The organism is Bacillus sp. MUM 116 (assembly GCF_001866655.1).
Taxonomy (GTDB): Bacteria; Bacillota; Bacilli; order Bacillales; family Cytobacillaceae; genus Neobacillus.
Genome location: NZ_MLYR01000096.1, coordinates 1 through 23,125 on the forward strand (window position 1 = coordinate 1; position 23,125 = coordinate 23,125).

Here is a 23,125-nt window from a genome sequence, read left to right on the forward strand (position 1 = left end):
GCGAAAAGTAAAAGTGGATGAAAGAAAGCCATGCAATAAAATAACCGTTTTATCCGTTGTTGATTTTGGATAGAATTCATAATAAAAGGCTATTTTCGCATAGATTGTTGTTTTTCGTATAAGTTCATCAACCCGTATAACTAAATGCTTCGTGGCATCTTTTCGTAAGAATATTTGCGAAAATTGCCTAGAAACTTAAGTATTTGACACTTATTATGGTCCAAAAGCAACAAAGTTTACGAAAAGAGCCTTATGCAAAAAACGTTTCTAAATCGTTTTCTCCATTTTAGAAGCTCGCTGAATTTTTTAAAATAAAAAGAGGCCGGCAAAATGATAGGAGAGAACATGTGATGACCGAAAAATTTATCAAAAATGAACAATTTAATTTCATTAAAACACAAATTGCCTTGATTAAGGGCAGCATGAAAAAGAATGTGGCCCCAACCGTTTTGGCTGCGGTCATGGACTTGGCCAACGCTAAAATTTTGGAATCTTTTCCGAATGCAACGCGAGAACAACAGGAAATGCTCGACCTTTCCTGCTTGAACACGGATATTGAGTATGATCAATATATTGAGCAGCTCTCCTCCTCCGTGGTCCCATTTCCCGACATCAGCGAGCAACAATTGAAAAAATTGTTTCCCAAAAATAAAAAGTTGAAGCTGCCTGATTTAACAAAAATCGATCTCGAAAAGTTGACGTATTTAAGCTGGAACGACCTCAGTTCCAATAAAAAATTTATTGTGTATGAACTCGAAGGGAAAATCGCTGGCATCGAGTGCAAATTTACCCCTTCTAGTAAGGATAATATTTGTTCCTTCTGTAATCGGTTCGGCCAGGTGACCTATATTTCCACGGTAACAAAACAGAAAAAATCGAAAAACCCGGATTATTATAAGGCAATCGGCAATTATATTTGCACCGACAGTTCGGAATGCAATAAAAAAATAACCAACACCGATTATTTAACCATGTTTATAAAAGAATCACTAGGAATGTGAAAACTTCACAATGGTGCCTGTCACCATTGTGAAGTTTTCACATTTTTTCTATCATCCGGCTGCCCATAATACCAAGTCCAATCAAACCCAACATCTCCCTTATTTTGATAATCTTAACACGACATTTAGGGATTTTTTTAATAAAGTGGAAGGAAGAGGAAATTCCTCTTCCCTTTCCATTAATTTTAATAAAAAAATATGGGGATTTGAATTGAGTGATTTTTCAAAATCACCTATTATAGTAATATTATCGACTAAATTCGATTACAATTACCAATCTTCCACATCGCGAAGATGGTATAAATTGAGGAGGCTCGTTATGAAACTGAGCAGTGAGGAAATTGAAATTTTAAAAATACTTGAAGAGGACCATCAATTATCGGCGGCCACGATTGCGTCCATGGTGATGAGCGATGAAGAAACGGTCAAAAATACCATTAAAAAATTAGAGGATCAAAAGGTCATTATGAGTTACCCGACCTTGATCAACTGGAGCAAAGTAGAAGGCGAAGCAAACATCATTGCCATGATTGAAGTCAAGGTTACACCGAAGCGCGGCGTTGGTTTTGATGAAGTAGCAGAAAGAATCGCCCGTTTTCCCGAAGTATCTTCTTTGTACTTGATATCCGGTGCCTATGATCTTTCCATTACAATCGAAGGCAAAACGATGAACCAAATTGCCAACTTTGTTTCCGAAAAACTATCAACCATTGAGCATGTCATCTCCACCACCACCCATTTCATGTTAAAAAAATATAAGCATGATGGGGTAATTTTTGAAGGCGGCGATGAAAAAGATCGCAGAATGGTGGTAACACCATGAGAAACGAGTATTCATCTTATTTTTCGCAAACAGCAAAAGAAATCCAGCCATCCGGAATTCGCAAATTTTTCGATTTGGCTGCCAGCATGGAGGGTGTTATTTCCTTAGGGGTCGGCGAACCAGACTTCGTCACGCCTTGGAATATTCGTGAAGCGACTATTTTATCACTTGAGCAGGGCTTCACTTCCTATACAGCCAATCCTGGATTGCTGGAATTAAGACAAGAAATTTCAAAATACCTGCAGAATCGGTTCTCGGTCCAGTATAACCCGAAAAATCAAGTGATTGTCACCGTCGGTGCAAGCCAGGCGATTGACCTTGCTTTCCGTGCGATTTTAAACCAAGGGGAAGAAGTCCTGATTGTAGAACCGGCGTTCGTTGCGTATGCTCCGTTAGTTGCTTTAGCAGGCGGTAAACCAGTTCCGGTTTCGACTTCACCGGAGAATGGTTTTAAGGTTACACCAGAGCAAATTGAAGCGGCCATCACGGAAAAAACAAAGGCGATTTTGATTTGTTCACCAAATAACCCGACAGGCACCATGCTGACAAGGGATGATTTGACGGAACTTGCCAGAATCATTGAAAAGCATGACTTAATCGTTGTTTCCGATGAAATTTATGCTGAATTGAGTTACGACGAAACCTTTACAAGTTTTGCTGCCATCGATGGCATGTATGAGCGGACGATTTTGATCAACGGTTTCTCAAAAGGCTTCGCCATGACGGGCTGGCGATTAGGGTTCCTCGCAGCTCCTGTTGAATTTGTTGAGGTTATGTTAAAGATTTATCAATATACGACGATGTGTGCGCCGCATATGCTGCAGCTTGGAGCGATTGAAGCATTGCGTAACACGTATCATGAAGTGGAAGAAATGCGAAAAAGCTATCGCAGAAGACGGAACTTTATGGTGCAGACTTTAAACGAAATCGGCCTGGATTGTCATATCCCAGGTGGTGCCTTCTATGTCTTCCCGTCGATTCGTTCAACGGGATTAAGCTCAGAGCAATTTGCTGAAGAGCTGTTGATGGCGGAAAAAGTCGCCGTCGTCCCTGGCAACGTCTTTGGTGAAAGCGGCGAAGGCTACGTCCGCTGCTCCTACGCCACCTCCATGCAGCAACTCCAAGAAGCACTAAAACGCATGCAACGATTCGTAGAATCGCGGAAATTGGTACTGCAAGGAAACTCGTAAATATGCATGTTCGACGAATTTCGGGTGGTGACAGGCACCACCCGTATTTTGTCGATAGCTACCTTTTGACTATGCTACACTACTTTCATTATAAACCAAAAAAGGATGATACGATATTGAGGTCTTCATATGAATCTTCTTAAGCAAACGCAGATGGGTCCGGATGCGTTTCGGGAGTTTTTTCACTTTAACAACGATGTTTTATTTGAGCGGTTAAAGCTCGTTTCGTATATGTTGATTTTCACCTATCCCGCTTTTTTCATTGTCGACTTTTTCCTATTAAATAGGCTCCCACATCCGGTTTATAAAACAATTCTGGCGTCTATACATATCATCTGTCCGGTCATTTCGCTCATTTTCATCATGGTTTACCGCTCTTTTCGTAACGGGAATGCTAACAAGCCCCTGAGCAGGAACCGGCCCAAAGGATTTTTTGTAAACCTGTACGTCACCTTCTATTTATTGATTGGAGCCGTATCATCTCTAAACAGCCAACTTTTGACCGGAAATATTTATGCCTATATCATCATCTTATTTGGAGTTGCCGTCATCTTTCCGATTAAACCGAAAATTCTACTAATTAATTTAATCGGAATTCATTTAGTCTTTGTCATAGGGCTTTTCCTCATCGAACAAAATCGAGTCTCTTGGATAATCAAACTCATTAATTCCACAGGTGTCGCGGTGATTTCTTTTACAATTGCCCTGGCATTCTATTCATTTCGCAAAAATGATTTTTTTAATAAAAGGAAGCTTAGCAGGAATGAGGAAAGTTTCCGGAGATTATTTAATCTCAGTCCGAATCCGCTTATCCTTATAAAGCCTGATAACAATGAGATTTTGCTTATGAATCAACAGGCGGTTGAATACTATCAACTTCATGACAAAAGTACTGATGGAAGTTTCCTGTTCCGAAACCCAATTGAAAAGGACGATATTTTAGCAAGATTAAAGGAACAAAAAAGTATAAAAAATATTGTGATGGAACATCCAATCACACATACTCTCCGCAAATGGTCCATGCTTCATTTCGAGCTCGTTGATTACTTGGATGATACCTGTATGCTAATCGGGACAACTGATATAACCGATATCAAGAAAACCGAAGAAGAACTCGAAAGGCATGCTTCATATGACATACTTACCGGTGTCAGAAATCGAAGAAGCGGCATCGAGCTGCTTCGTAAGCACGTTTCCGGTGATAAGTCTGGATCTGGGCATGAGTCTGAAGAATTTATTCTTAGTTTTATCGATATTAATGATTTGAAAAAGGTCAATGATGGTCTTGGTCATGCTTTGGGGGATGACCTGATTCGAACCTGCTGCGAAGTTTTTAACCGACATATTGATCTACATGATGTACTTTTCCGGCATGGAGGAGATGAATTTATCATTCTCTTTTTTAAAAAGAAGCTTGAAGACGCAGAGCGGATTTGGGATGATATTCAGCGAAATTTCGAGGCAATAAATTCATTAAAACAAAAACCATTCCCAATCTCTGCCAGTCATGGGCTTTACCACTATAAGCCGGGGGATGTAACTACTGTTGAGAAAATCCTAGAAATTGCAGACAAAGAAATGTATAAGGTGAAATCTCTTTATAAACAGCAGCAGAATAAAAAACAAGAAGCCTCCTTTATAAGCTAAGAATCTCTAATGTCCACTGGACATGGACAAAAACAGCTAAAAGTCCATGAACGGTGACAGGCACTCTGTCGAAAAATATGAATTAGCTGGAATGTTTAAAGGTACATTGGATTGTAGCAGAACCAGTCCAGTGTTTAAATTCGGTAATATCACACTAATCTATAATTCACCCCCACTAAATGCATACTAAGGAAAAAACAAATTCGGGTGGTAAAAAAAGTGAAAAAGATTGTTTTTATCCGACACGGCCAAAGTTTATATAATCTGGAGAATCGATTTACCGGATGGCTTGATATCGACCTTACCGATGAGGGATATTCAGGCGCCCGGGAAGCTGGAGCGATTTTAAAAAAGCATGGGCTCAGCTTCGATGTTGCTCATACCTCTGTTCTTAAGCGGGCGATTCGTACTTGTTGGATCCTTCTTCATGAAATGGATTTAGTGTGGATTCCAGTGCAAAAATCATGGAGGCTGAACGAAAGACATTATGGCGGCCTTCAAGGATTAAATAAAGAAGAAGTGATCGGCCGCTTTGGAGAAGAACAAGTAAACGAGTGGCGGCGCTCGGCCAGTGTCCGGCCGCCTGAACTTTCCAAGGAGGATCATGCACGCGATATGGCTGACCCGAAATATGCTGGACTAGGGGAAGAAGTGATTCCATTTACCGAAAGCCTCCTCGATACCGGAAAACGCGCTTTAATTTATTGGAATGAACAAATTGTCCCGGACCTGCAACAAAACAAACGCGTAATTATTTCTGCTCACGGGAATACACTCCGAGCACTGGTAAAATATCTTGACCAAATTCCCGACGAAGAAGTCACTAGCCTGAATATTCCCAACAGTATGCCGCTCGTTTACGAACTCGACGACAACTTAAAACCTATCCGGCATTATTACCTCTGCGATGAAGGCGAAACAGCTCAAGAACGCATCCCGCGGCATATTGATTTGAATGATCCGGAAAATAGTGAGTGGATAGGGTGATTTTTTATAAAAAGCGGTTGGTGGCACTTAATCTAGAAATTTCGAGGGTGTCACCACCTTTATATTTTTCCCCCAAAAAGCCCAAGAAACAAACTCACTTTCATAACGTGAACCTATTTCTTGGGTTGCTATAATTATTTATCTTGGGTTCGACAAATTTCAGGTGTGCCAGGCACTTATACAGCATCCTGAACATTTTGACTGTTGTGCTGTTTACTTGGTTTTACAAACTTCGCCACTAACAATACGGATCACAAACAAACTAGAAAACAACTGCTAATGCAATCGCTCGGTGCCAGGCACTGTCCGATTTTTGTCGAGTCCTTCAGCTAATCCAGCCTTCGTAGAACAGATCCTTTTAGATAGGCTAGAATATTTTCTAATGCCTGTTGGTAGAAGGTCTGGTAGTTTCTTTCTGAAACATAGCCGAGATGTGGAGTGGTGAGCAGGTTGGGCAGTGTTCGAAAAGGACTGTCCAATGGTAAAGGTTCCTGTTCGAATACATCAATTCCTGCTCCTGCAATCCACTGATTTTGTAGTGCTTTTATCAGTGCTTCTTGGTCCACAATAGAAGCACGTGATGTATTAATTAAATAGGAAGAGGGATTCATAAGTTTAAACTCTTCCTCGCTAATCAATCCCCTCGTCCTTTCACTAAGAACAAGATGAATCGAAACAAAATCACTGGCTGATAACAATTCCTCTTTCGATGCGGCCAAACGGACTCCAACTTCATCAGCATTTGCTTCTGTAAGATTTTGGCTCCATGCTGAAACTTCCATTCCAAACGCCTGTCCGACTCGCGCAACCCGGCTCCCTATTTTGCCAAGCCCCAGGAGGCCTAGCTTTTTCCCATAAAGGTCCATCCCAACTGAACTCTGCCATGGACCATTTGTACGAACAGCATGATGTTCGTTTACAACATTTCGGGACAAACCAAGTATTAACGCCCAAGTCAGTTCAACAGGTGGCTCTGAATTACTAGCTGTTCCGCAAACGTTTATACCTTGGGCTTTTGCAGCATCCAAATCAATCGAAGCATTTCTCATTCCGGTCGTAACAAGGAGCTTCAAGCGAGGCAATCGTGAAAGCAAAGAGGCACCAAAAGGAGTTCGCTCACGCATAATGACAATGATTTCGTAATCCTTTAGAACACTCACTAATTCATCTTCATTTTCAATATGTTCGTTAAAAGCATCCACTACAACTGATCCCAAAATCGAAGACCAATCTGCCATTTTTAATGCAACATTTTGATAATCATCAATTATTGCACAATGAAGTTTCATCGATATAACTCCTTTCTAAACATTCTCCTTCAATTATATAGAAACATTCTCCTATCTAAAATGAGAAGGAACTGTCACCAGTTCCTCTAAAACCGAAATTTATATTTCTTCCATCTTAATTGCCAGTTCAATGTCATCATTAGCAGCATCAGACCGATTCAGCTTACGTTTCATTGGGAAGTAATAAAGAGACGCTGGCAGGAAAAGCCCTACAGCCCAAGCTAAATCCGCTCCACCAAGCATTTTTGCTATCGGACCTACATAAAATGAAGCGTTTACAAATGGAATCTCAGCAATAATCGAGGCTACAAAAGCAAATGAAGCAATCCAGTTGACCTTTCCATACTTCCCATTAAGATCAAAGATGTCTTTGACGCTATATTCGCCTAAGCGCAATACATAATAATCTACTAGGTTAATCGATGTCCATGGAATCAAGAAATAACTCATAAAAAATATAAAGTTTAAGAAAAAGTCTAAAAAGTTTCCTTGTCCAAGAATACATAAACCAGTTGCTACTATCGTAATTACAAGAAGAAATATAAAGCGAACTTTAGGAGTTACCCTAAATTTAAAAAACGGTTCAATCGTTGTAATGGAAGACATAAACGCTCCGTACAAGTTAAACACATTAATGGCAAGTTGCCCAAAGATAATCAACACGAACATAATAATAGAGAATTTTCCGAATAGCCCAGCTAAATTTCCCCCTGTATTGTCAGCAAAATGGGGAATTGCGATTGTTAAGATTGCACCTAAGACCATCATCCATACTGCGCCAATTACTGTGCCCGAATAACTATACCAAAATGTTTGTTTAGGCGGAGTATTAATAGGAAGATATCGAGAATAGTCCGCAACATATGGAGCATAGGATAATTGCCAGGTAACAGCAATACTTACTGATAGTAGAAATGCTGAAAACTTAAATTCAGAAGGCATCCATTGCTCGGCAGGTACCGGCAGCATCAATACAATAATAGTCATGATTAAGAAAATAACCAATGAAGCTGCTGAGAACCATTTTTGTACTTTATGGATTAAATCGTATCCATAGAGAGCAACAACAAAGCAGATTGCACCAATAAAGATTATATTCCAAGTTTGGCCAATTGGAAGAATCTCTTTAATGGTTTGGGCTGCCAGCAGAGTATTACTTGCAAAAAAGCCCAAATAAATAAACATAACTAAAAACAAAGGAATAATTGCTCCAACAACACCAAATTGCGCCCTGCTTTGTATCATTTGCGGGATTCCAAGTTTAGGTCCTTGCACAGAATGGGATGCCATGAAAATTGCACCAACAAGGGCGCCAATAATGATTGCGACTACACTCCAGAACAAATTAAGCCCCAACATGATAGGCAGTGCCCCAGATACTAGTGTAGTTATATTCATATTGGCTCCAAACCATATCGGAAATAAATCTCTTGCCTTTCCATGCCTTTCATTCTCTGGAACATATTCAATACTCCGCGTTTCAACCTTCAAACAAATTCCCCCTTTTTGGTAATTGGCACCCATTTTTCATAGTTTAAGAAAATCTTAAATCATTACCTTATCAGATAGCTTTGAAAACACTTCTCTAACATTATCAGGAGAAAATTGAAGTTGATCTGGACCAGATGACTCCCAAACATGAAATTCCTTTCCGTTTACCTGGTTTGTTATTTGTTTTGCATCATATACTTTTAGATCATAGATCCAGTTTGCCATTATTAAAATAGATGACATGTGGGCTCCTAAAGTTGTTGTTCCACACATATCTTTTACGAGATTTACTTGATAATCCCGATAATAAGCATCTAAAACTGTAGCTAATACACAACAATCTGTTAGAACTCCGCCAACAATCAAATGGTTAATTCCTAAACTTTTAAGCATTAAATCCAGGCTGGATTCATAGAAGCCGCTATATCGGTATTTATCAACCACAATGTCATTTTTCCGTGGCTTTATTTCATCAATGATTTCAATGTTTTCCATTTCGGCATGATAATAGATGGGCTCCCCTTGTTTATTTACCGGCTCTTTATTCGCAAGACCGATCCCGTCGGCTCTGCCAATATGGCGGGTATAAATAATAGGGATTCCTCTTTCACGGCATGTCCGGACAAGGAGCTCGGCATTTTGAACGATTTCACTCATCCCAACAACATCAGATGTACCGCTTTCTTTTTGAAGATCAATTAATAACAGGGCTGTTTTTTTCAAATCCATCATGCTTCACTCCTAGTTTCCCTTACCTTTATTGCCTATTGCAGCGCTAGCGGATGATTTTTTTAAACCTGAAAGATTTAAATAACTACCATGTACCATGCAAGTTAAAAAATTCGACACGCTGATATTCGTTATTTAGATCTCTCCATTTCTTCATCAACCAAGAATTTATTATTTTATTAGTATTTTCCATTCTTTCATTTCTAACTCCCGAGATCCTTCAACAACATGCGGGTCTTTTACAGCTAAGGTGTAGGCCTCATCAAATGAATCAGCAATGTATACAACAAGCCCTCCCGTTTCATCTGAGAAAGGACCTCTTGCAAAAATTTTCCCTTGCTCATCCAGTTTGTCTAAATACTTTATATGATGTGGAAGAACTTCTTTATTTTTTTCGGCGTCGATCATGTGCAAAAATGCTGCAAAGTAAGCCATAAGTTGCCACCTAATTCCGATTCCAGACTACAAGTTTTAATTCTGTCATTTCTTCGACAGCATATTTCAAACCTTCACGGCCATTTCCGCTTTCTTTTACCCCGCCATACGGCATGTTATCAACGCGGAAAGTTGGAATATCATTAATCATTACACCTCCGACATACAATTCATCGATTGCATCGAGGGCTGTTTGGACATTGTTTGTATATATTCCTGCTTGTAAGCCGTAACGGGAATCATTCACCCTTTGGATTGCTTCTTCAACAGATTTAACTTTATTAATAAGCACAATTGGAGCAAATACTTCCTGACATGATACTTTCATATTTTCATCAGCATCTAAAATGACGGTTGGCAGAAGAATATTTCCTTCGGCAGTTCCACCTGTTGCAATCTTGGCCCCGGTGCTAACCGCCTCGTGAATCCAATTCAATGATCGTTCTACATCTTTCGGTGTAATTAATGCGGATATATTCGTTTCAGGATCAAGCGGATTGCCTATTTTTAGCTTTTTTGCTTCCTTAACAAATTTTTCTGTAAATTCATCATACAATTCTTCTTGAATGTAAATTCGTTGTAAGGAAATGCATACCTGACCTTGGAAAGAGAACGACCCTTCTACACAGCGTGAGATGATCTTATCAACATTTACATCCTTATCAATAATAACGGCTGCATTTGAGCCTAATTCCAAAGTTGCTCGTTTTAATCCTGCTTTATTACGAATGGCAATCCCTACTGAGGGACTTCCAGTAAACGTAATCATGTTGATCCTGTCATCTTTAACAATCTTATCTCCAACAATACTGCCGCTGCCTGAGACCACATTTAATGCACCTGCTGGCAATCCGGCCTCTTGAAGGAGTTCAGCAATGAAAAAGGCAGATAAAGGTGTTTGCGATGCTGGTTTTAAGACAATCGTATTGCCGCTTGCAATAGCAGGACCAACCTTATGTGCGACCAGATTCATTGGAAAATTGAAAGGGGTAATGGCTCCAATTACACCAAGCGGTTCCTTTACGGTATAGGCAAGTCTATTAACACCACCACTGGCAGCATCTAAACTTAGTGTTTCTCCATGTATTCTTTTCGCTTCCTCAGCAGCAAATTTATACGTTTCGATGGTTCTGGATACTTCACCCTTTGCCGTTGTAATCGGTTTAGAAGCCTCTAAAGCAATAATTTCTGCTGCTTCATCTGCTCGGTCTTTCAGTAACTGAACCAAATTTTCGAGAATTTCTGCTCTTTTAAATGCAGGCAATTTTGACATCACTTTTTTTGCGTTATAAGCAGCTTGGATGGCCAAATCTGTCTCTTGTTCAGTTGCATATGGAATTTCTGCTATTATTTCACCAGAATAAGGTGAGAATAACGGCTTATACTCTTTCGCTTCTACCCACACACCATTAATCAGTAAATCCTTTTTTGTCGTTTTTTCTACATATGGCATCCCGCATACAATTCCTTCCATCAAGTGATTTACCTAAAGGTTTTAGACAACCTCTCCATCAAGATTTCGATGTTCTCCATAAAAGAATTCCTCTAGTTTTGGAGTCAGGCCTCCATGGCCAAACTTTTTCCGGGAATTTTCGTTATCCCTTAATGACTCCAGAAAAGCTAATAAAAGCCTTCTGCGTTCCAGTATATTTTTAATACCTTGATTGTAGATCCAGTTATCGATAGTGTTATAGACACCTCTATTAATCCCGTGCTCGTCATTGCACAGCTGAATAAAGGCTAAATCCGTTAAATGGATATACTCTTCTGAACATGAGCTAAGCTGCCTTTTAAAAATGGTGGATGGCTTTATTCCAAAGATGTTTTTAACGTTCTCAACATCTTTCCTAATTTGCAACACCAAATGTTCCATTGAACTAAATAATTGTTCTTCCCTTAGAAAATAACAAACTTCAATTTCCAATTCCTCAGCATAAATAGATTGATCAAAATCAAAAATATGAACTTCATAATGAATCTTAATTTCTTCTTTATTAACGGTTGGTCTTACCCCTGCATTCATAAGGCCATAATAATGAGTGTTTTTGTACCAAACATTAACGCCATATACGCCCTTTTTTAAAGATGCTTTTTGATTTAAAAGCAAGTTTGCAGTAGGAAAACCAATTGTACGGCCAATTTGATTACCTTGGATTACTTTTCCAATCATCCTTGTTTTAGGAAGAGCATAACTTTCTTCGTTTACATTGTTATTTTCCAATATAGAGAAACTGTGCATTTCCTCACCACCAGATACTTCTTTTTTTAGTGATTATATTGGTGCTCAGGCTGAGATTGTTTTAAGGATTTTTGCATGAATACAACCTCATTACTTAGATTTGAAATGCGATTTAATACATCAGCATCAATCAATTCATTTTGTGCATTAAAATGATCATTCGTAGCATAAACAAATCCTGGTGCAACAAATGCCCGGAAATAACCTGCAATTGGCTTTAATTGATTTTCAATGACTAAATAATGCTGATAGGTTCCACCCGTTGCGACAAAGCCCATTACTTTATTACGGAAAGCCTTAGGAGGAATAAGATCAAACAGGTTCTTCAGAGCGCCTGTAATCGAACCCTGGAATATCGGCGTTCCAATAATATAAAAATCAGCGGAAGATACGATATCAATGACTTTTTTTGTATCTCCTGTATAGGTTGATGGATCTCGGCCATCACAGAATTGAACATCGTATTGTTTCAAATCGAGCAATTCCACCTCAATGTCTGGATTGTTCCGCTTTATTTCCATTAATACCTTCTCAACCACAATTTTTGTTTTTGAACCAGTGATTGTTCCCGATATTCCTAGTAATTTCATCTTTTATTCCTCCTAGTTGTTTTTATATCATTTTTTATCTCATAATAAATGGATCTGGAATCGGTTCTGATGATGTATTAATCCAAACCGTTTTGTCCTGCAGATATTCTTGAATCGCTTCATAGCCGCCTTCTCTGCCATATCCGCTTAGCCCTGAACCGCCAATTGCGGCCATTGGAGAGATCGCGCGGTACGTATTAACCCAGACAATTCCGGCATTTACAGCTTTCGCTACCCGGTGGGCCTTGGCTACATCGCCTACCCAAATGCCAGCTGCTAAACCATATTCCGTGCTGTTTGCAAGCGAAATTGCCTCTTGTTCATCCTTAAATGGAATAACACTTAAGACCGGACCAAACACTTCTTCATTTATTAACCGTGACTGATGATTAGCATGCTCGAAAATCGTAGGCTCAAAATACCAGCCTTTTCCTAAGTATTCCGGCTTTTTACCACCATAAATTAATTTTCCGCCTTCTTCAAGGCCAATACTCACATATTTTTCAATTCGTTCCAATTGTGCCTGTGTTGCTACAGGTCCCATTTCAGTTTCATCCTTTAATGGGTCACCAATTTTAATTTGCGATACACGATCGACTAATTTTTCCATTACCTTATCGTAAATATCCACATGTAAGAAGGCACGTGAACCGGCTACACAGCTTTGGCCGGAAGCACCAAAGATCCCTGCAATAATTCCCATTGCCGCATTATCCGGGTTTGCATCTTCAAATACGATATTCGGTGATTTCCCACCAAGTTCAAGCGATACTTTTGCAAAATTTTGCGCTGAATTGCGCACAATATGACGTGCTGATTCCGGGCCGCCCGTAAAGGCAACTCTTCTTACAAGGGGATGGCTGGTTAATGTGTCACCCACCGGCATTCCAAAACCTGTTACCACATTGACGACACCTGGAGGGAATCCAGCTTTTTCAACCAGTTTTACTAGCTCCAGCAGGGAAGCAGAAGTCATCTCGGAAGGCTTAATGACAATCGTATTCCCGGCTACTAATGCAGGAGCAAGTTTTAAGGTTGTTAAATATAGTGGTGAATTCCATGGAGTGATGGCCGCTACTACGCCAAGGGGCTCCTTTGATGTAAAAACAAACATATCGCGTTTATCAATTGGAAGTGTTTGACCATGAATTTTATCGGCAAGTCCTGCAAAATAATAGAAGTATTCCGGCATATACTTAACCTGACCGCGCATTTCCCGGATGAGTTTTCCATTATCAAGTGTTTCCACTTCTGCCAATTCCTCAACGTGTTCTGCAATTAATTCCCCAAGCCTGCGAACAAGACGTCCCCTTTCCGTAAAAGTTAAATTAGCCCATTCTGGGTTTGAAAAAGCCTGATGGGCAGCTTGAACTGCACGATCCACATCCTCAGCTGTACCTTTTGCAACCTGACACCAAGGCTCACCTGTTGCCGGATTGTAGCTTGGAAAATATTCTCCGTTTAAAGACTCAACCCATTCCCCATTGATATACATTTTGTATTTCTTCAATTCTTTCATTTTCACTTCCCCCTTTACTTCACCGAGGCTGGTTGTTTTTGGATAAATGAGTTGATGGCTTCATTGACAATTTGAAAACCTTCCATCGGCAGCATATGCTTCATAGTCGGTACAATCCTGATTTCTGAGTTGGCAATTTTTTCGAGCATTTGGTTGGCCATCTCCGGATTTGACCCAGAATCGTTTTCACCGGTGATTATAAAGGTTGGAATGTCAATTTGCTGAAGCATTGGCCATAAAAGTTCATCTGCGGTTGCAAAAAGGGTATAAGCTGCCAAATAGGAATGATGTTTGTTTGTCTGCAGCCTTGTACGAATTCTGTTTACCACATCCTTCTGATCAGTTAAAAATTCTTGAGTAAACCAGCGCCCAATGGCTGGTTCAATCGTTGCCGAAGCCCCATTTTCCTTTACTTCTTCTACTCTTGCTAAGATTGCCTTTCGCTGGTCTACCGTTCGGTTTGCTACTGCACTAATAATGGTAAGTGTTTTTAATTTTTCCCCATGGGCTAAGGCAAACGCCTGGGCTACCATACCGCCCATCGAAAAACCAACAAGATGAGTTTTTTCTATTTGTAAATGATTCATTAATGTCATTAATTGCTCAACATACTGGGAAAGGGAATAAGGACCTGAAGGATGCTCAGATCCTCCATGCCCTACCATGTCATACACCACTACACGGAAATGTTTGGATAAACCCTCTACTTGCCCGACCCACATCGTATGATCGAGTCCAACTCCATGAATTAGGATGAGTGGTTCGCCGCTGCCCTTTTCCTCATAAAGAGTTTTGCTATTTTCAAGGATAGCTGTGGGCATTAAACCAGCCCCATTTCCACCATATCTTGATGACGGTTCCCTGTACGCGGGTGTGGACGTCCTCCAGTAGAAACTCCAATCGCAACCACAATTTCATTTGCTCGAGGAGCATCTGGAATTGCTGCTTCAAAGGTAATAAAGTGAGAACGCTGCGAATCATCTATCTTATGAACCATTGGGATGGTAACCGCTGAACCGGCACCGCCGCGCTTATTGGTAAAACTTAAAATACTTGTTCCCTTCACAGCATCGCGGAATTTGTTTCCGAATTTTAATGTGTGAATAAACGCTGAAGCATGTTCAATTTCACCATCTACTCCCACTACAGCTGCTTTACCAAATGCCTCGACATCATCAGCAGAACCAATATGCTTAAACAATTCGGCAACTAATAGCTCCCCAATTTGTGGTGCAAGTTCATCAATTTCAGGCTTTAAATTTTCAACAAAGCCTCGGCCGGCCCATGGATTTTTTATAACCGCCATCGTAGAAATCATTTTAATTGGCTGATCAATTTCCTTTCCACCTTCAACACGGGTTTCCTCAACGACTGTATACACTTTCCTTACTTCCAACATTTACATTACCTCCTTGTTTTTTGTCAGTGAATCTTGGCATAACTTCTTCCGTGAATAATTTCAAGCTTTTCATCATTTTGTCGTGCGGCAGACTATTGTGGTTTACCCATAGCAATAATTCTTGTAAATTAAGCTCATCCTTAAGTTCCTGGATTTTCTCTGCTACATAATCAGGTGTACCAAATAATAGATTTCTAGGATGTAAGAATTCATAGTTCAATTCTTGGCCTTCTTTTACTTTTTCACCTGGGTCCATTAAGTTTCCGAGACCTCTCCAGTGGCAGATCCAGCGATAGTTATTCAATACGGCTTCTGCAGCATCTTGGCGGGCCTGCTCCATTGTCTCTGCTACGTAAACATCACGCACGAGGGCAATTCCTTCACCAAGTGCTACTTCATGTCCGCGGGCTTCTGATGCATGTTCACGGTATAATTCAAAACGGCCTTTTAATTCCTTCACCGTTGGCATCCAGAACATACCTTTAATATTATTTTTTGCTGCAGCAATAATGGAAGTTGGTGAATCAATTACTTGCCATATTGGAAGTTCCTTTTGATAAGGTCTTGGCATAAGAGCAATTTTATTAATTTCTCCCTTTTCCATATCCATGAATTCGTCGGATGCCGGGCTCATTGGATGGCTCCATTTCAATCCTTGCGGAGGAAATTGATAAATGTCACCTTGATGAGAGAAGAATCGATTAGACCATGCTTTTCTTAAAACCTCTAGTGTTTCATCAAAAAGAGCACGGTTTTGTTGTTGATTCGTTGGATCGGCTAACGTGTTTAAATTGGCAGCTTCTCTTCCGTATAAACCGCGAGCTAACCCAACTTCCACACGGCCTTTGCTTAGCTGGTCAAGCATGGCGACATCTTCTGCTAAACGAAGCGGATGCCAGAATGTAGCAACATTTGCGGCCTGACCGATTCGAATAGTCTTTGTTCTTGCTGCAATATCGGCCCCCATTAAAATAGGGTTTGAAATTAACTCATTTCCTTCATGACCAAAGTGATGCTCCGTGTACCAAATGGAATCGTAGCCATTTTCATCACAATAAATCGCCTGCTCACGTGCTTCATCAAGAACCTTATAATACTCCTCGTGCCTTCCCGGACCTGCAAGGTTTGCAAAAATACCAAATTTCATAAACTCATTCCTCCTTAAGTTTTTTTACAATATCTTTTCTCAGTTCTTCTCCGCTGGCTTTTACGTGGATACGCATTGCTTTTTCAGCCGCCTCGCGGTCCCCTTTTTCAATGGCATCAAGAATTTCCTTATGTTCATTAAGTGATTTTTCACGACGAACAGGATCGCCAATTGTGATAAACACATATCGGTTATAAGGAATTTGGTTAAGTAGTAAATTCAGCATGTAACTTAATTTCGAGCTGTTGGCACCTTCTAAAATCGTTTCGTGGAAGACACTGTTTGCTTTTACATATAGTTTGTTGTCAGAAGTTTGGATTGCCTTTTCCATATCCACAACTGCCTGCTGAACCTTTATTATTTCAGCGGCATCTCCTGTTTCCGCAAACAAACCGGCTGCAAGCCCTTCCAAAACTTCCTTTAACGTAAATAATTCTTTTAACTCTTGTTCCGTTGGTTTGGTAACACAGGTTCCTACTCTAGGAATGATTTCAACTAATCCTTCTCTTTCGAGTTGTTTCAGTGCTTCTCTAATCGGTGTTCTACTTACCTTGAAATGCTCGGATAATGCTGTTTCTGATAATTTCTGCCCCGGCTCATACTCTCCAGTAACGATTGCGTCACGAATGGCATTTGTTACTTGAGCCGTAATTCCTAATGTTAAGATCGCCGTAATAATCAGCCCCCTCCTTGTTTTGATTATGTACCATGTACCATACAAGGTGCTTCTAAATGGAATTATAGGCTACTAAAAAAAGCACGTCAACATAAATTTTAGAAAATTTTAAATAGTGGTATTTTATTAGAAATTAAACTTCATATAATTATAGCCAACCTTTTTTATCTAAAAGAATCTTCAGTTTATCCCTTCTCAAGTTGTTTGAGGACCTTTTGGTTCTCACTAAGATGATTATGGTTAAAATAAATGGTTGTATTTTTTTATTTTAAAAATTTTTCAGAATATATTGACACATGGATGCGCTTCCAATTATAGTGTTTCTTGTAACATCAACTTGCATGGTACATGGTGGATGCAAGAACAAATTTTGATTGGGGGCGTATGAATGAAAGTTGAATCTCGCAGTATTGAGTACATTCCGGTAGAGGAGAGGCACGGAAAAGCCCGCGACTTATTTCCCATTTGGTTCGGGGCAAATATGCACATCACTACACTTGTAACAGGGGCATTGCCAATTGCATTGGGTCTAAATTTATTCTGGAGCCTTGTAGCTATTGTTATCGGCACCTTGATTGGGGCAATTTTTATGGCCTCCCATTCTGCTCAAGGTCCTCAACTTGGTATTCCTCAAATGATTCAAAGCCGGGCGCAATTTGGTGTAATTGGTGCTATTTTCCCATTATTTCTTGTTATGTTCGTTTATTTTGGTTATTTTGCCAGCAGCGGTATGTTAGCCGCTCAAGCATTAAGCAGTTTAACTTCTATGGATCAAACCTATAGTATTTTAATCCTAAATGCTCTATGTTTTGTTGTAACAATCTTCGGATATCAATTTATCCATAAAATGCAAAAAGTGTTGTCATGGACCACTTTGGTCACCTATTTTATTGCTACCATTCTTGTTTTCCAATTATCTATTCCTGCAGGCAGCTGGAATGTCGGTCATGTAAATTTCTCACAGTTTTTATTAGCTGTTAGTATGATTGCCACTTGGCAGCTATCATACGCTCCATATGTTGCAGACTATTCGCGCTATCTTCCAATTACCACACCGACTTCACACACATTTTGGTATAGCTATGCCGGTACTGCCGTTAGCACTGTTTGGATGATGACACTAGGCGCAATCCTAACGACTGCGATTCCGAAATTCCTAAACGATACCGGAGCAAATCTGGCTCATATGTATGGTAAATTTGCGATTATCATGTTTTTAGTGATTATCTTCGGACAACTTGCCATTAATGTGTTTAATTTGTACGGTGCCTTTATGTCCACGATTACGACAATTGAGCCGTTTATGAAGTTGAAAGTAACAGCAAAAGTTCGAGTAGGAATGATTTTAGCAGTAGCCGTTATCGGTACGATACTATGCTTGCTTGGAAAAAGTAACTTTTTATCGTTCTTCTTGAACTTTATCTTTTTCATGAGTTACTTTTTAATCCCTTGGACATCTATTAACTTGGTTGATTACTATTTACTGCGCCACGGTAAATATAATGTAAAAGATATTTTTGACCTCAATGGCCAATACGGAAAAGTGAACATGATTACTTGTACAGCCTTTCTGCTTTCCATTCTTGCAGAAATTCCTTTCATCAACGCTTCCTTCTATGTAGGACCATTAGCAAAAGCATTTGACGGGGCGGATCTTGCGTGGGTCGTTGGTCTAGTAGTTCCAGCTATTTTATACTACTTCCCAATGAAGAAAAAATTAAATTCCTCACAAACTAATCTTGAAACACAAGAAAGTGTTTTATAGTTAAATCGACAAAAAACGGGCGGTAACATGCACCACCCGTTTTTTGTCGGATTATACGATTTCCTCAAGGCAGCGTCCACCTATCGAAGTGCCGCCCTTAGTTTTCGGTTTTCCTTACGGGCTAAGGCAGTATCAAATAGTTGTTTTTCCTCTTCACTCTCAGGATATATGCCCGGAATAGGTTTGGGCTTTCCTTCTTGATCGACTGCTACCATGGTCAGGAAGGATTCAGTTGTTAAGGTTTTTTTGTTTTGAATAGGGTTATGTGCAGTTACCTTCACATAGACCTCCATTGAAGTTCTCCCTGTATAGGTGACGAAAGCCTCTAACGTCAAGATATCGCCTACCTTTGCCGAAGAAAGAAAATCAACAGAGTCAATCGATGCGGTTACAACCTCAGAACTGGAATGCTTCATCGCTGCCAATGCCGCGATTTCATCAATATATGCCAGCACCTTTCCTCCAAAAATTGTACCCAAATGATTTGTATCTGGTGGAAAAACCAATCGCGTTTGAATAGTCTTTGAATGCTGAATCGATAATTTTTCCTGGGACAAAGCCCACACCTCCAAATTAACTTTTCGAAAAAATTCGAGTGATGACAGGCACCGCCCAAATTTTTGTCGAATCACTTAAACCATTCTAACACAAACATACATTCACAAACCAAATTCATAGTTTGTCCCCCAAAAATTGCAATTTTAATGAAATTCTAATCGATGATTTTTCAAGTTTCCTAATATAATAAATCACTCTCGAAGCAAGGAGGAAATAAACATGGACAAGAGATTGCGGGAAATTCAGGAGCGGATTACGAAGGAGCATAAAGATCTTGGTAAGTTCGTACAGCATGTCCTCAACGAGTTCGATAAAAAAGTAGATGAACATCGCCGTTTAAGTTCCTCAAATGCCCTAGCCGGAATCAAAACCCCTGGAATAGCAGAAAAAGCCTTCTACGACACCGTAAACGAAACAAGAAAATGGATTCTCGACGTCCTGGAACGGACCATCCAAGACTTCGAACACTCGGGAGACAAACATTGGGACAAAAACTTCAAAGATGGGGTAAAAGAGTAAAGTGCTTTCTATCAAAATCGGGCGGTGACTGGCACCATCCGATTTTTGTCGAATTATAAAGAACGATGGTGGAAATACTTATATGGTAATGGAAAAGGAGGTTAGATTTATGGACGCACAAAGAGCTCAGGATATTGCCAATAAGTCTACGATGGCAACTGTTATGTACAATGGAACGCAGGTCTATATTGAGCATGTTGACCAGCAAAATGGTACGGCTACTATTCATCCTTTAGATCAGCCAACTCAAAAGCAAAGTGTTTCGGTATCAAGCTTGATGGAATCTTAATGAAAAAAGGGTTGCATTCTAAATGCAACCCTTCTTTCATTATATATTTTGGTAAAGCTTCGTATAAAGCATAAGTTCCTTTAGTAATCCGTCTACAAGTTCTGCACTTTCCTCGTTTAGTGTGTATTGTTCGTAGTTAAAACACTGCGGATCGAGGACAAGTTGTTTTGGAATCGCATTTGCATAGACACCTCTTGCAACAGTACGCATATTGTTTAAAGCATTGATTCCGCCTTTTCCGCCTCCCGCTACAGCTAAAAGGGCAACTGGCTTATGCGCAAATTGCTCACTGCTTAAAAAGTCTAATGCATTTTTCAGCGCCCCGCTCATCGCACTATGGTATTCCGGAGTTGCAAGAATGACAGCATCCGCCTCTTGCACCAACCTCTTTAATTGCTGCACCACCGGCAGTTCCCCTTGTTCGGCTTCTCCGTTATACATTGGAATATTCACTTCACTTAAATCAAACAGTTCTGCATCATATTTTTTTGCAATAAAATGGGTTGCGATTCTGGTTCTTCCTTTTTTTCTTGGAGAACCATTTATGATAACTAGTTTCATTTTATTCTCTCCTCAACAGTTTCTATTTCTATTATAGAAAAAGTTAGGACTTTTTTATAGTGTAAAATCCCTGTTATTCCGTTAAATCCACCGAATACTTTGCAAATCCTCCTTCAGACGGCCCAATATATTTAATATTCGGGAACTGTCCAAGGTATTTTTGCGCGTTTGGTGAGGAATCAAATACCGGAACCGCTGTACCTTTAAATTTCGCCAGCGACCAGTTTTGGTCAGCCGAAGGGTTCAAAGGCTTGTGCGCCTGGATATAATTGGTTACAATTTGCCGGTTTTCATCCGGTGCCTTTAAGACAATTTCACCCTGACTGACACCAGGGAACGTTGCACTGGAAGCACGATAATTGTTCGTGACCACAATAAACTTTTGATCGGTCGTAACTGGCTTACCTTCATACGTCAAATTGACTATCCGGCTCGATCCTGCATTTACCACATTCCCGTTTGCATCATACTTCGCTGGTTTTGTCACATCAATTTGGTACTGCACACCGTCAATCACATCAAAATTAAACGACGGGAAATCAGGATTAATCAACAGCTGCTCTCCGGCAGCAGGATTAATTTGGTTAAATTGTCCCGCACTCATTTCCAGCCATTCTTTTAACTGGACTCCTTTCACTAATTTTGCCTGGAGCGTATTCGGATACAAATACAAATCCGCTACGTTTTTAATGGCCAGGGTTCCCGCCGGAATATCGGTATAATAACTTGAACCCCCGCGGCCACCCGCTTTAAATGGCGCTGCCGCTGAAAGAATCGGGATGCCTGCATATTTACTGTAAGCTGGATCCTTTAATGCCCCGACGACATATTCAGTTTGCGCATTATTGACAATTTGAATCGAAGGATCGTCCTTTACAAGGGCAAAGTAACTATAAATCGGAGCGGTTGTTTCACCAATTGGCTGGTTAACGTACTTAATTGTAGCCTCATGCTCTTGTCTAATCGCCTTCATCAATTCCTCATCCGTTTGGACGGTGGATTTCCCTGTTGCATCGACAATCGGTCTTAAAGTGGATTTACTATCCACTACCTTCCACTTTCCGCGCTTTTTCACTAGTTTCAGATCAATCACGCCAAGATGGCTGCCAAAAGCCCCGGCCATTACCACTGGTTTCCCATTGATGGTTCCCTTCTCTAGATTGGTATTCGGCAGGTCCTTGTAGATTGGCCCTGGGAATGTGTTATGTTGATGACCTGTGAATACCGCATCAATCCCCTTGATCTGAGTTATGTAGTAACCCGCATTCTCCATTTCGGGCTGATATGGCTCTCCGCTGATTCCTGTGTGAGCAAGAGCCACAATCACATCAGCGCCTTCCTTTTTCATCTTCGGAACATATTTTTTGGCCGTCTCAACAATCGACCTTGTTTCTACTTTTCCTTCTAAATTGGATTTATCCCATTCCATGATTTGCGGTGGAGCAAAACCAATCACACCGACTTTAAGATTTTGCTTTTTCCCGCGCTCATCAACAACTGTTTTTTTCAAAATCACATACGGTGTAAAATAAGGCTCCTCGGTTCCGACCTTTACGATATTCGCATTGACCACCGGCATTTTCGCATCATTCAGGGTTTCCTTTAAATAATCCAGCCCATAATTAAATTCATGGTTGCCAAGTGTGGTTGCATCGTACCCCAATAGATTAAAAGACCGGTAAACAGCATGGACTTCCCCAGGCTTTAACCCCTTTACCCTGGCCATGTAATCGCCTAATGGATTTCCTTGAATTTCATCGCCATTATCAAACAGCATGGAGTTTTTCACTTCGCTGCGTGCCTGTTTGATCAGGCTGGCTGTTTTCACCAGTCCAACCTTATCATCCTGCTTTGTCTGATAATAATCATAGTTCGCCAAAAATACATGAATATCTGTCGTTTCAAGCAGGCGCAGCTGAACCGTGTTGCTCGGCTTTTGCCTTTTAGCCAATGCTTGTGACGGCAGTGCCTGAACCACAAGAACCAAGATAGAAACCGCAAATATAACAAATTTCTTCACCAACAAAAAAATCCTCCTTTAAATGAAAATCATACAAACGAGGATAGTATTTGTATCCACAAAAGGGATTATTCGGCAAAACTCGAGTAGTGCAGGGTACAGTGCCACTGCTCTGAAGTAGTCGATAGCTCCTATACCGAATTTTTTTAATTCGCGGATAAAACCCATAAATTCGCAGATAAAATCCCATTTTGTGCAGATAAGGTGTAATTTTTCACAAAGGCTATTTTCGCATAGATTGTTGTTTTTCG

The 23,125-nt window shown here is 40.2% G+C and carries 23 protein-coding genes; 8 read left to right on the forward strand and 15 right to left on the reverse strand.

Features of this window, described 5'->3' with window-relative positions; all coding sequences use genetic code 11:
* Window positions 1-350: 350 nt before the first annotated feature.
* The 5 genes from BIV60_RS22050 to gpmA all read left to right on the forward strand — a co-directional run bounded on the left by BIV60_RS22050 (window position 351) and on the right by gpmA (window position 5,648).
* Window positions 351-1,001 carry a FusB/FusC family EF-G-binding protein gene (locus BIV60_RS22050; protein ID WP_071357881.1) on the forward strand — a complete coding sequence of 217 codons (651 nt, stop codon included), beginning with the start codon at window positions 351-353 and terminating at the stop codon, window positions 999-1,001.
* A 319-nt stretch (window positions 1,002-1,320) separates the two neighbouring features.
* On the forward strand, window positions 1,321-1,824 hold the full coding sequence (locus tag BIV60_RS22055) for an Lrp/AsnC family transcriptional regulator (RefSeq protein ID WP_071357882.1): 504 nt from the start codon (window positions 1,321-1,323) through the stop codon (window positions 1,822-1,824).
* Window positions 1,821-3,014, forward strand: coding sequence for an aminotransferase (locus BIV60_RS22060; RefSeq protein ID WP_071357883.1), 1,194 nt, complete (start codon window positions 1,821-1,823; stop codon window positions 3,012-3,014). The genes BIV60_RS22055 and BIV60_RS22060 overlap by 4 nt, the downstream gene beginning before the upstream one ends.
* 129 nt (window positions 3,015-3,143) lie before the next feature.
* Window positions 3,144-4,661, forward strand: coding sequence for a diguanylate cyclase (locus BIV60_RS22065; protein ID WP_083402395.1), 1,518 nt, complete (start codon window positions 3,144-3,146; stop codon window positions 4,659-4,661).
* Between the two features lie 219 nt (window positions 4,662-4,880).
* Entirely contained in the window at window positions 4,881-5,648 is a 768-nt protein-coding gene (gene gpmA / locus BIV60_RS22070; protein WP_071357884.1) for a 2,3-diphosphoglycerate-dependent phosphoglycerate mutase, read from the forward strand.
* Between the two features lie 329 nt (window positions 5,649-5,977).
* On the opposite strand, the gene BIV60_RS22075 is transcribed toward gpmA, so the two are convergent.
* The 12 genes from BIV60_RS22075 to BIV60_RS22130 all read right to left on the reverse strand — a co-directional run bounded on the left by BIV60_RS22075 (window position 5,978) and on the right by BIV60_RS22130 (window position 17,207).
* The gene (locus BIV60_RS22075; protein ID WP_071357885.1) at window positions 5,978-6,937 is read right to left on the reverse strand and encodes a D-2-hydroxyacid dehydrogenase family protein; all 960 of its coding nucleotides are present in this window, start codon (window positions 6,935-6,937) and stop codon (window positions 5,978-5,980) included.
* 99 nt (window positions 6,938-7,036) lie between these two features.
* The gene (locus tag BIV60_RS22080; protein ID WP_071357886.1) at window positions 7,037-8,428 is read right to left on the reverse strand and encodes a purine-cytosine permease family protein; all 1,392 of its coding nucleotides are present in this window, start codon (window positions 8,426-8,428) and stop codon (window positions 7,037-7,039) included.
* A 54-nt stretch (window positions 8,429-8,482) separates the two neighbouring features.
* Window positions 8,483-9,157, reverse strand: coding sequence for a cysteine hydrolase family protein (locus BIV60_RS22085; protein ID WP_071357887.1), 675 nt, complete (start codon window positions 9,155-9,157; stop codon window positions 8,483-8,485).
* A gap of 171 nt (window positions 9,158-9,328) precedes the next feature.
* Window positions 9,329-9,592, reverse strand: a complete 264-nt coding sequence (locus BIV60_RS22090) for a YciI family protein (RefSeq protein WP_071357888.1) — start codon at window positions 9,590-9,592, stop codon at window positions 9,329-9,331.
* A 10-nt stretch (window positions 9,593-9,602) separates the two neighbouring features.
* Window positions 9,603-11,066, reverse strand: coding sequence for an aldehyde dehydrogenase family protein (locus BIV60_RS22095; protein WP_256218503.1), 1,464 nt, complete (start codon window positions 11,064-11,066; stop codon window positions 9,603-9,605).
* A gap of 21 nt (window positions 11,067-11,087) precedes the next feature.
* A complete protein-coding gene (locus BIV60_RS22100; RefSeq protein WP_083402396.1) occupies window positions 11,088-11,831 on the reverse strand; it encodes a riboflavin kinase in 744 nt (247 codons plus the stop codon).
* Between the two features lie 26 nt (window positions 11,832-11,857).
* Complete coding sequence (locus BIV60_RS22105) at window positions 11,858-12,421, reverse strand: NADPH-dependent FMN reductase (protein ID WP_071357889.1); 564 nt, start codon at window positions 12,419-12,421, stop codon at window positions 11,858-11,860.
* A gap of 34 nt (window positions 12,422-12,455) precedes the next feature.
* Window positions 12,456-13,940: an aldehyde dehydrogenase gene (locus tag BIV60_RS22110; RefSeq protein ID WP_071357890.1), complete on the reverse strand. Its 1,485-nt coding sequence runs from the start codon at window positions 13,938-13,940 to the stop codon at window positions 12,456-12,458.
* Between the two features lie 14 nt (window positions 13,941-13,954).
* Window positions 13,955-14,761 carry an alpha/beta fold hydrolase gene (locus tag BIV60_RS22115; RefSeq protein ID WP_071357891.1) on the reverse strand — a complete coding sequence of 269 codons (807 nt, stop codon included), beginning with the start codon at window positions 14,759-14,761 and terminating at the stop codon, window positions 13,955-13,957.
* Window positions 14,761-15,339 (reverse strand): amino acid synthesis family protein, encoded by a 579-nt coding sequence (locus BIV60_RS22120; protein ID WP_071357892.1) that lies wholly within the window; start codon window positions 15,337-15,339, stop codon window positions 14,761-14,763. Before BIV60_RS22120 ends, BIV60_RS22115 begins: the two co-directional genes overlap by 1 nt.
* Window positions 15,305-16,486 carry an LLM class flavin-dependent oxidoreductase gene (locus BIV60_RS22125; RefSeq protein ID WP_071357893.1) on the reverse strand — a complete coding sequence of 394 codons (1,182 nt, stop codon included), beginning with the start codon at window positions 16,484-16,486 and terminating at the stop codon, window positions 15,305-15,307. Before BIV60_RS22125 ends, BIV60_RS22120 begins: the two co-directional genes overlap by 35 nt.
* Window positions 16,487-16,490: 4 nt before the next feature.
* On the reverse strand, window positions 16,491-17,207 hold the full coding sequence (locus tag BIV60_RS22130) for a GntR family transcriptional regulator (RefSeq protein ID WP_083402397.1): 717 nt from the start codon (window positions 17,205-17,207) through the stop codon (window positions 16,491-16,493).
* Window positions 17,208-17,550: 343 nt separating this feature from the next.
* On the opposite strand from BIV60_RS22130, the gene BIV60_RS22135 reads away from it, so the two are divergent.
* Window positions 17,551-18,927 (forward strand): purine-cytosine permease family protein, encoded by a 1,377-nt coding sequence (locus tag BIV60_RS22135; RefSeq protein WP_071357894.1) that lies wholly within the window; start codon window positions 17,551-17,553, stop codon window positions 18,925-18,927.
* Between the two features lie 80 nt (window positions 18,928-19,007).
* On the opposite strand, the gene BIV60_RS22140 is transcribed toward BIV60_RS22135, so the two are convergent.
* Window positions 19,008-19,484, reverse strand: a complete 477-nt coding sequence (locus BIV60_RS22140) for an acyl-CoA thioesterase (RefSeq protein ID WP_071357895.1) — start codon at window positions 19,482-19,484, stop codon at window positions 19,008-19,010.
* Window positions 19,485-19,704: 220 nt separating this feature from the next.
* On the opposite strand from BIV60_RS22140, the gene BIV60_RS22145 reads away from it, so the two are divergent.
* A complete protein-coding gene (locus tag BIV60_RS22145) occupies window positions 19,705-20,004 on the forward strand; it encodes a hypothetical protein (RefSeq protein ID WP_071357896.1) in 300 nt (99 codons plus the stop codon).
* Between the two features lie 109 nt (window positions 20,005-20,113).
* Window positions 20,114-20,293, forward strand: a complete 180-nt coding sequence (locus BIV60_RS22150) for a small acid-soluble spore protein H (protein ID WP_071357897.1) — start codon at window positions 20,114-20,116, stop codon at window positions 20,291-20,293.
* Window positions 20,294-20,332: 39 nt separating this feature from the next.
* Here the strand turns inward: BIV60_RS22150 and BIV60_RS22155 are convergent, their stop codons facing one another.
* Complete coding sequence (locus tag BIV60_RS22155; protein ID WP_071357898.1) at window positions 20,333-20,854, reverse strand: NADPH-dependent FMN reductase; 522 nt, start codon at window positions 20,852-20,854, stop codon at window positions 20,333-20,335.
* Window positions 20,855-20,927: 73 nt separating this feature from the next.
* Window positions 20,928-22,874, reverse strand: a complete 1,947-nt coding sequence (locus tag BIV60_RS22160) for a bifunctional 2',3'-cyclic-nucleotide 2'-phosphodiesterase/3'-nucleotidase (RefSeq protein WP_256218505.1) — start codon at window positions 22,872-22,874, stop codon at window positions 20,928-20,930.
* Between the last annotated feature and the right edge of the window lie 251 nt (window positions 22,875-23,125).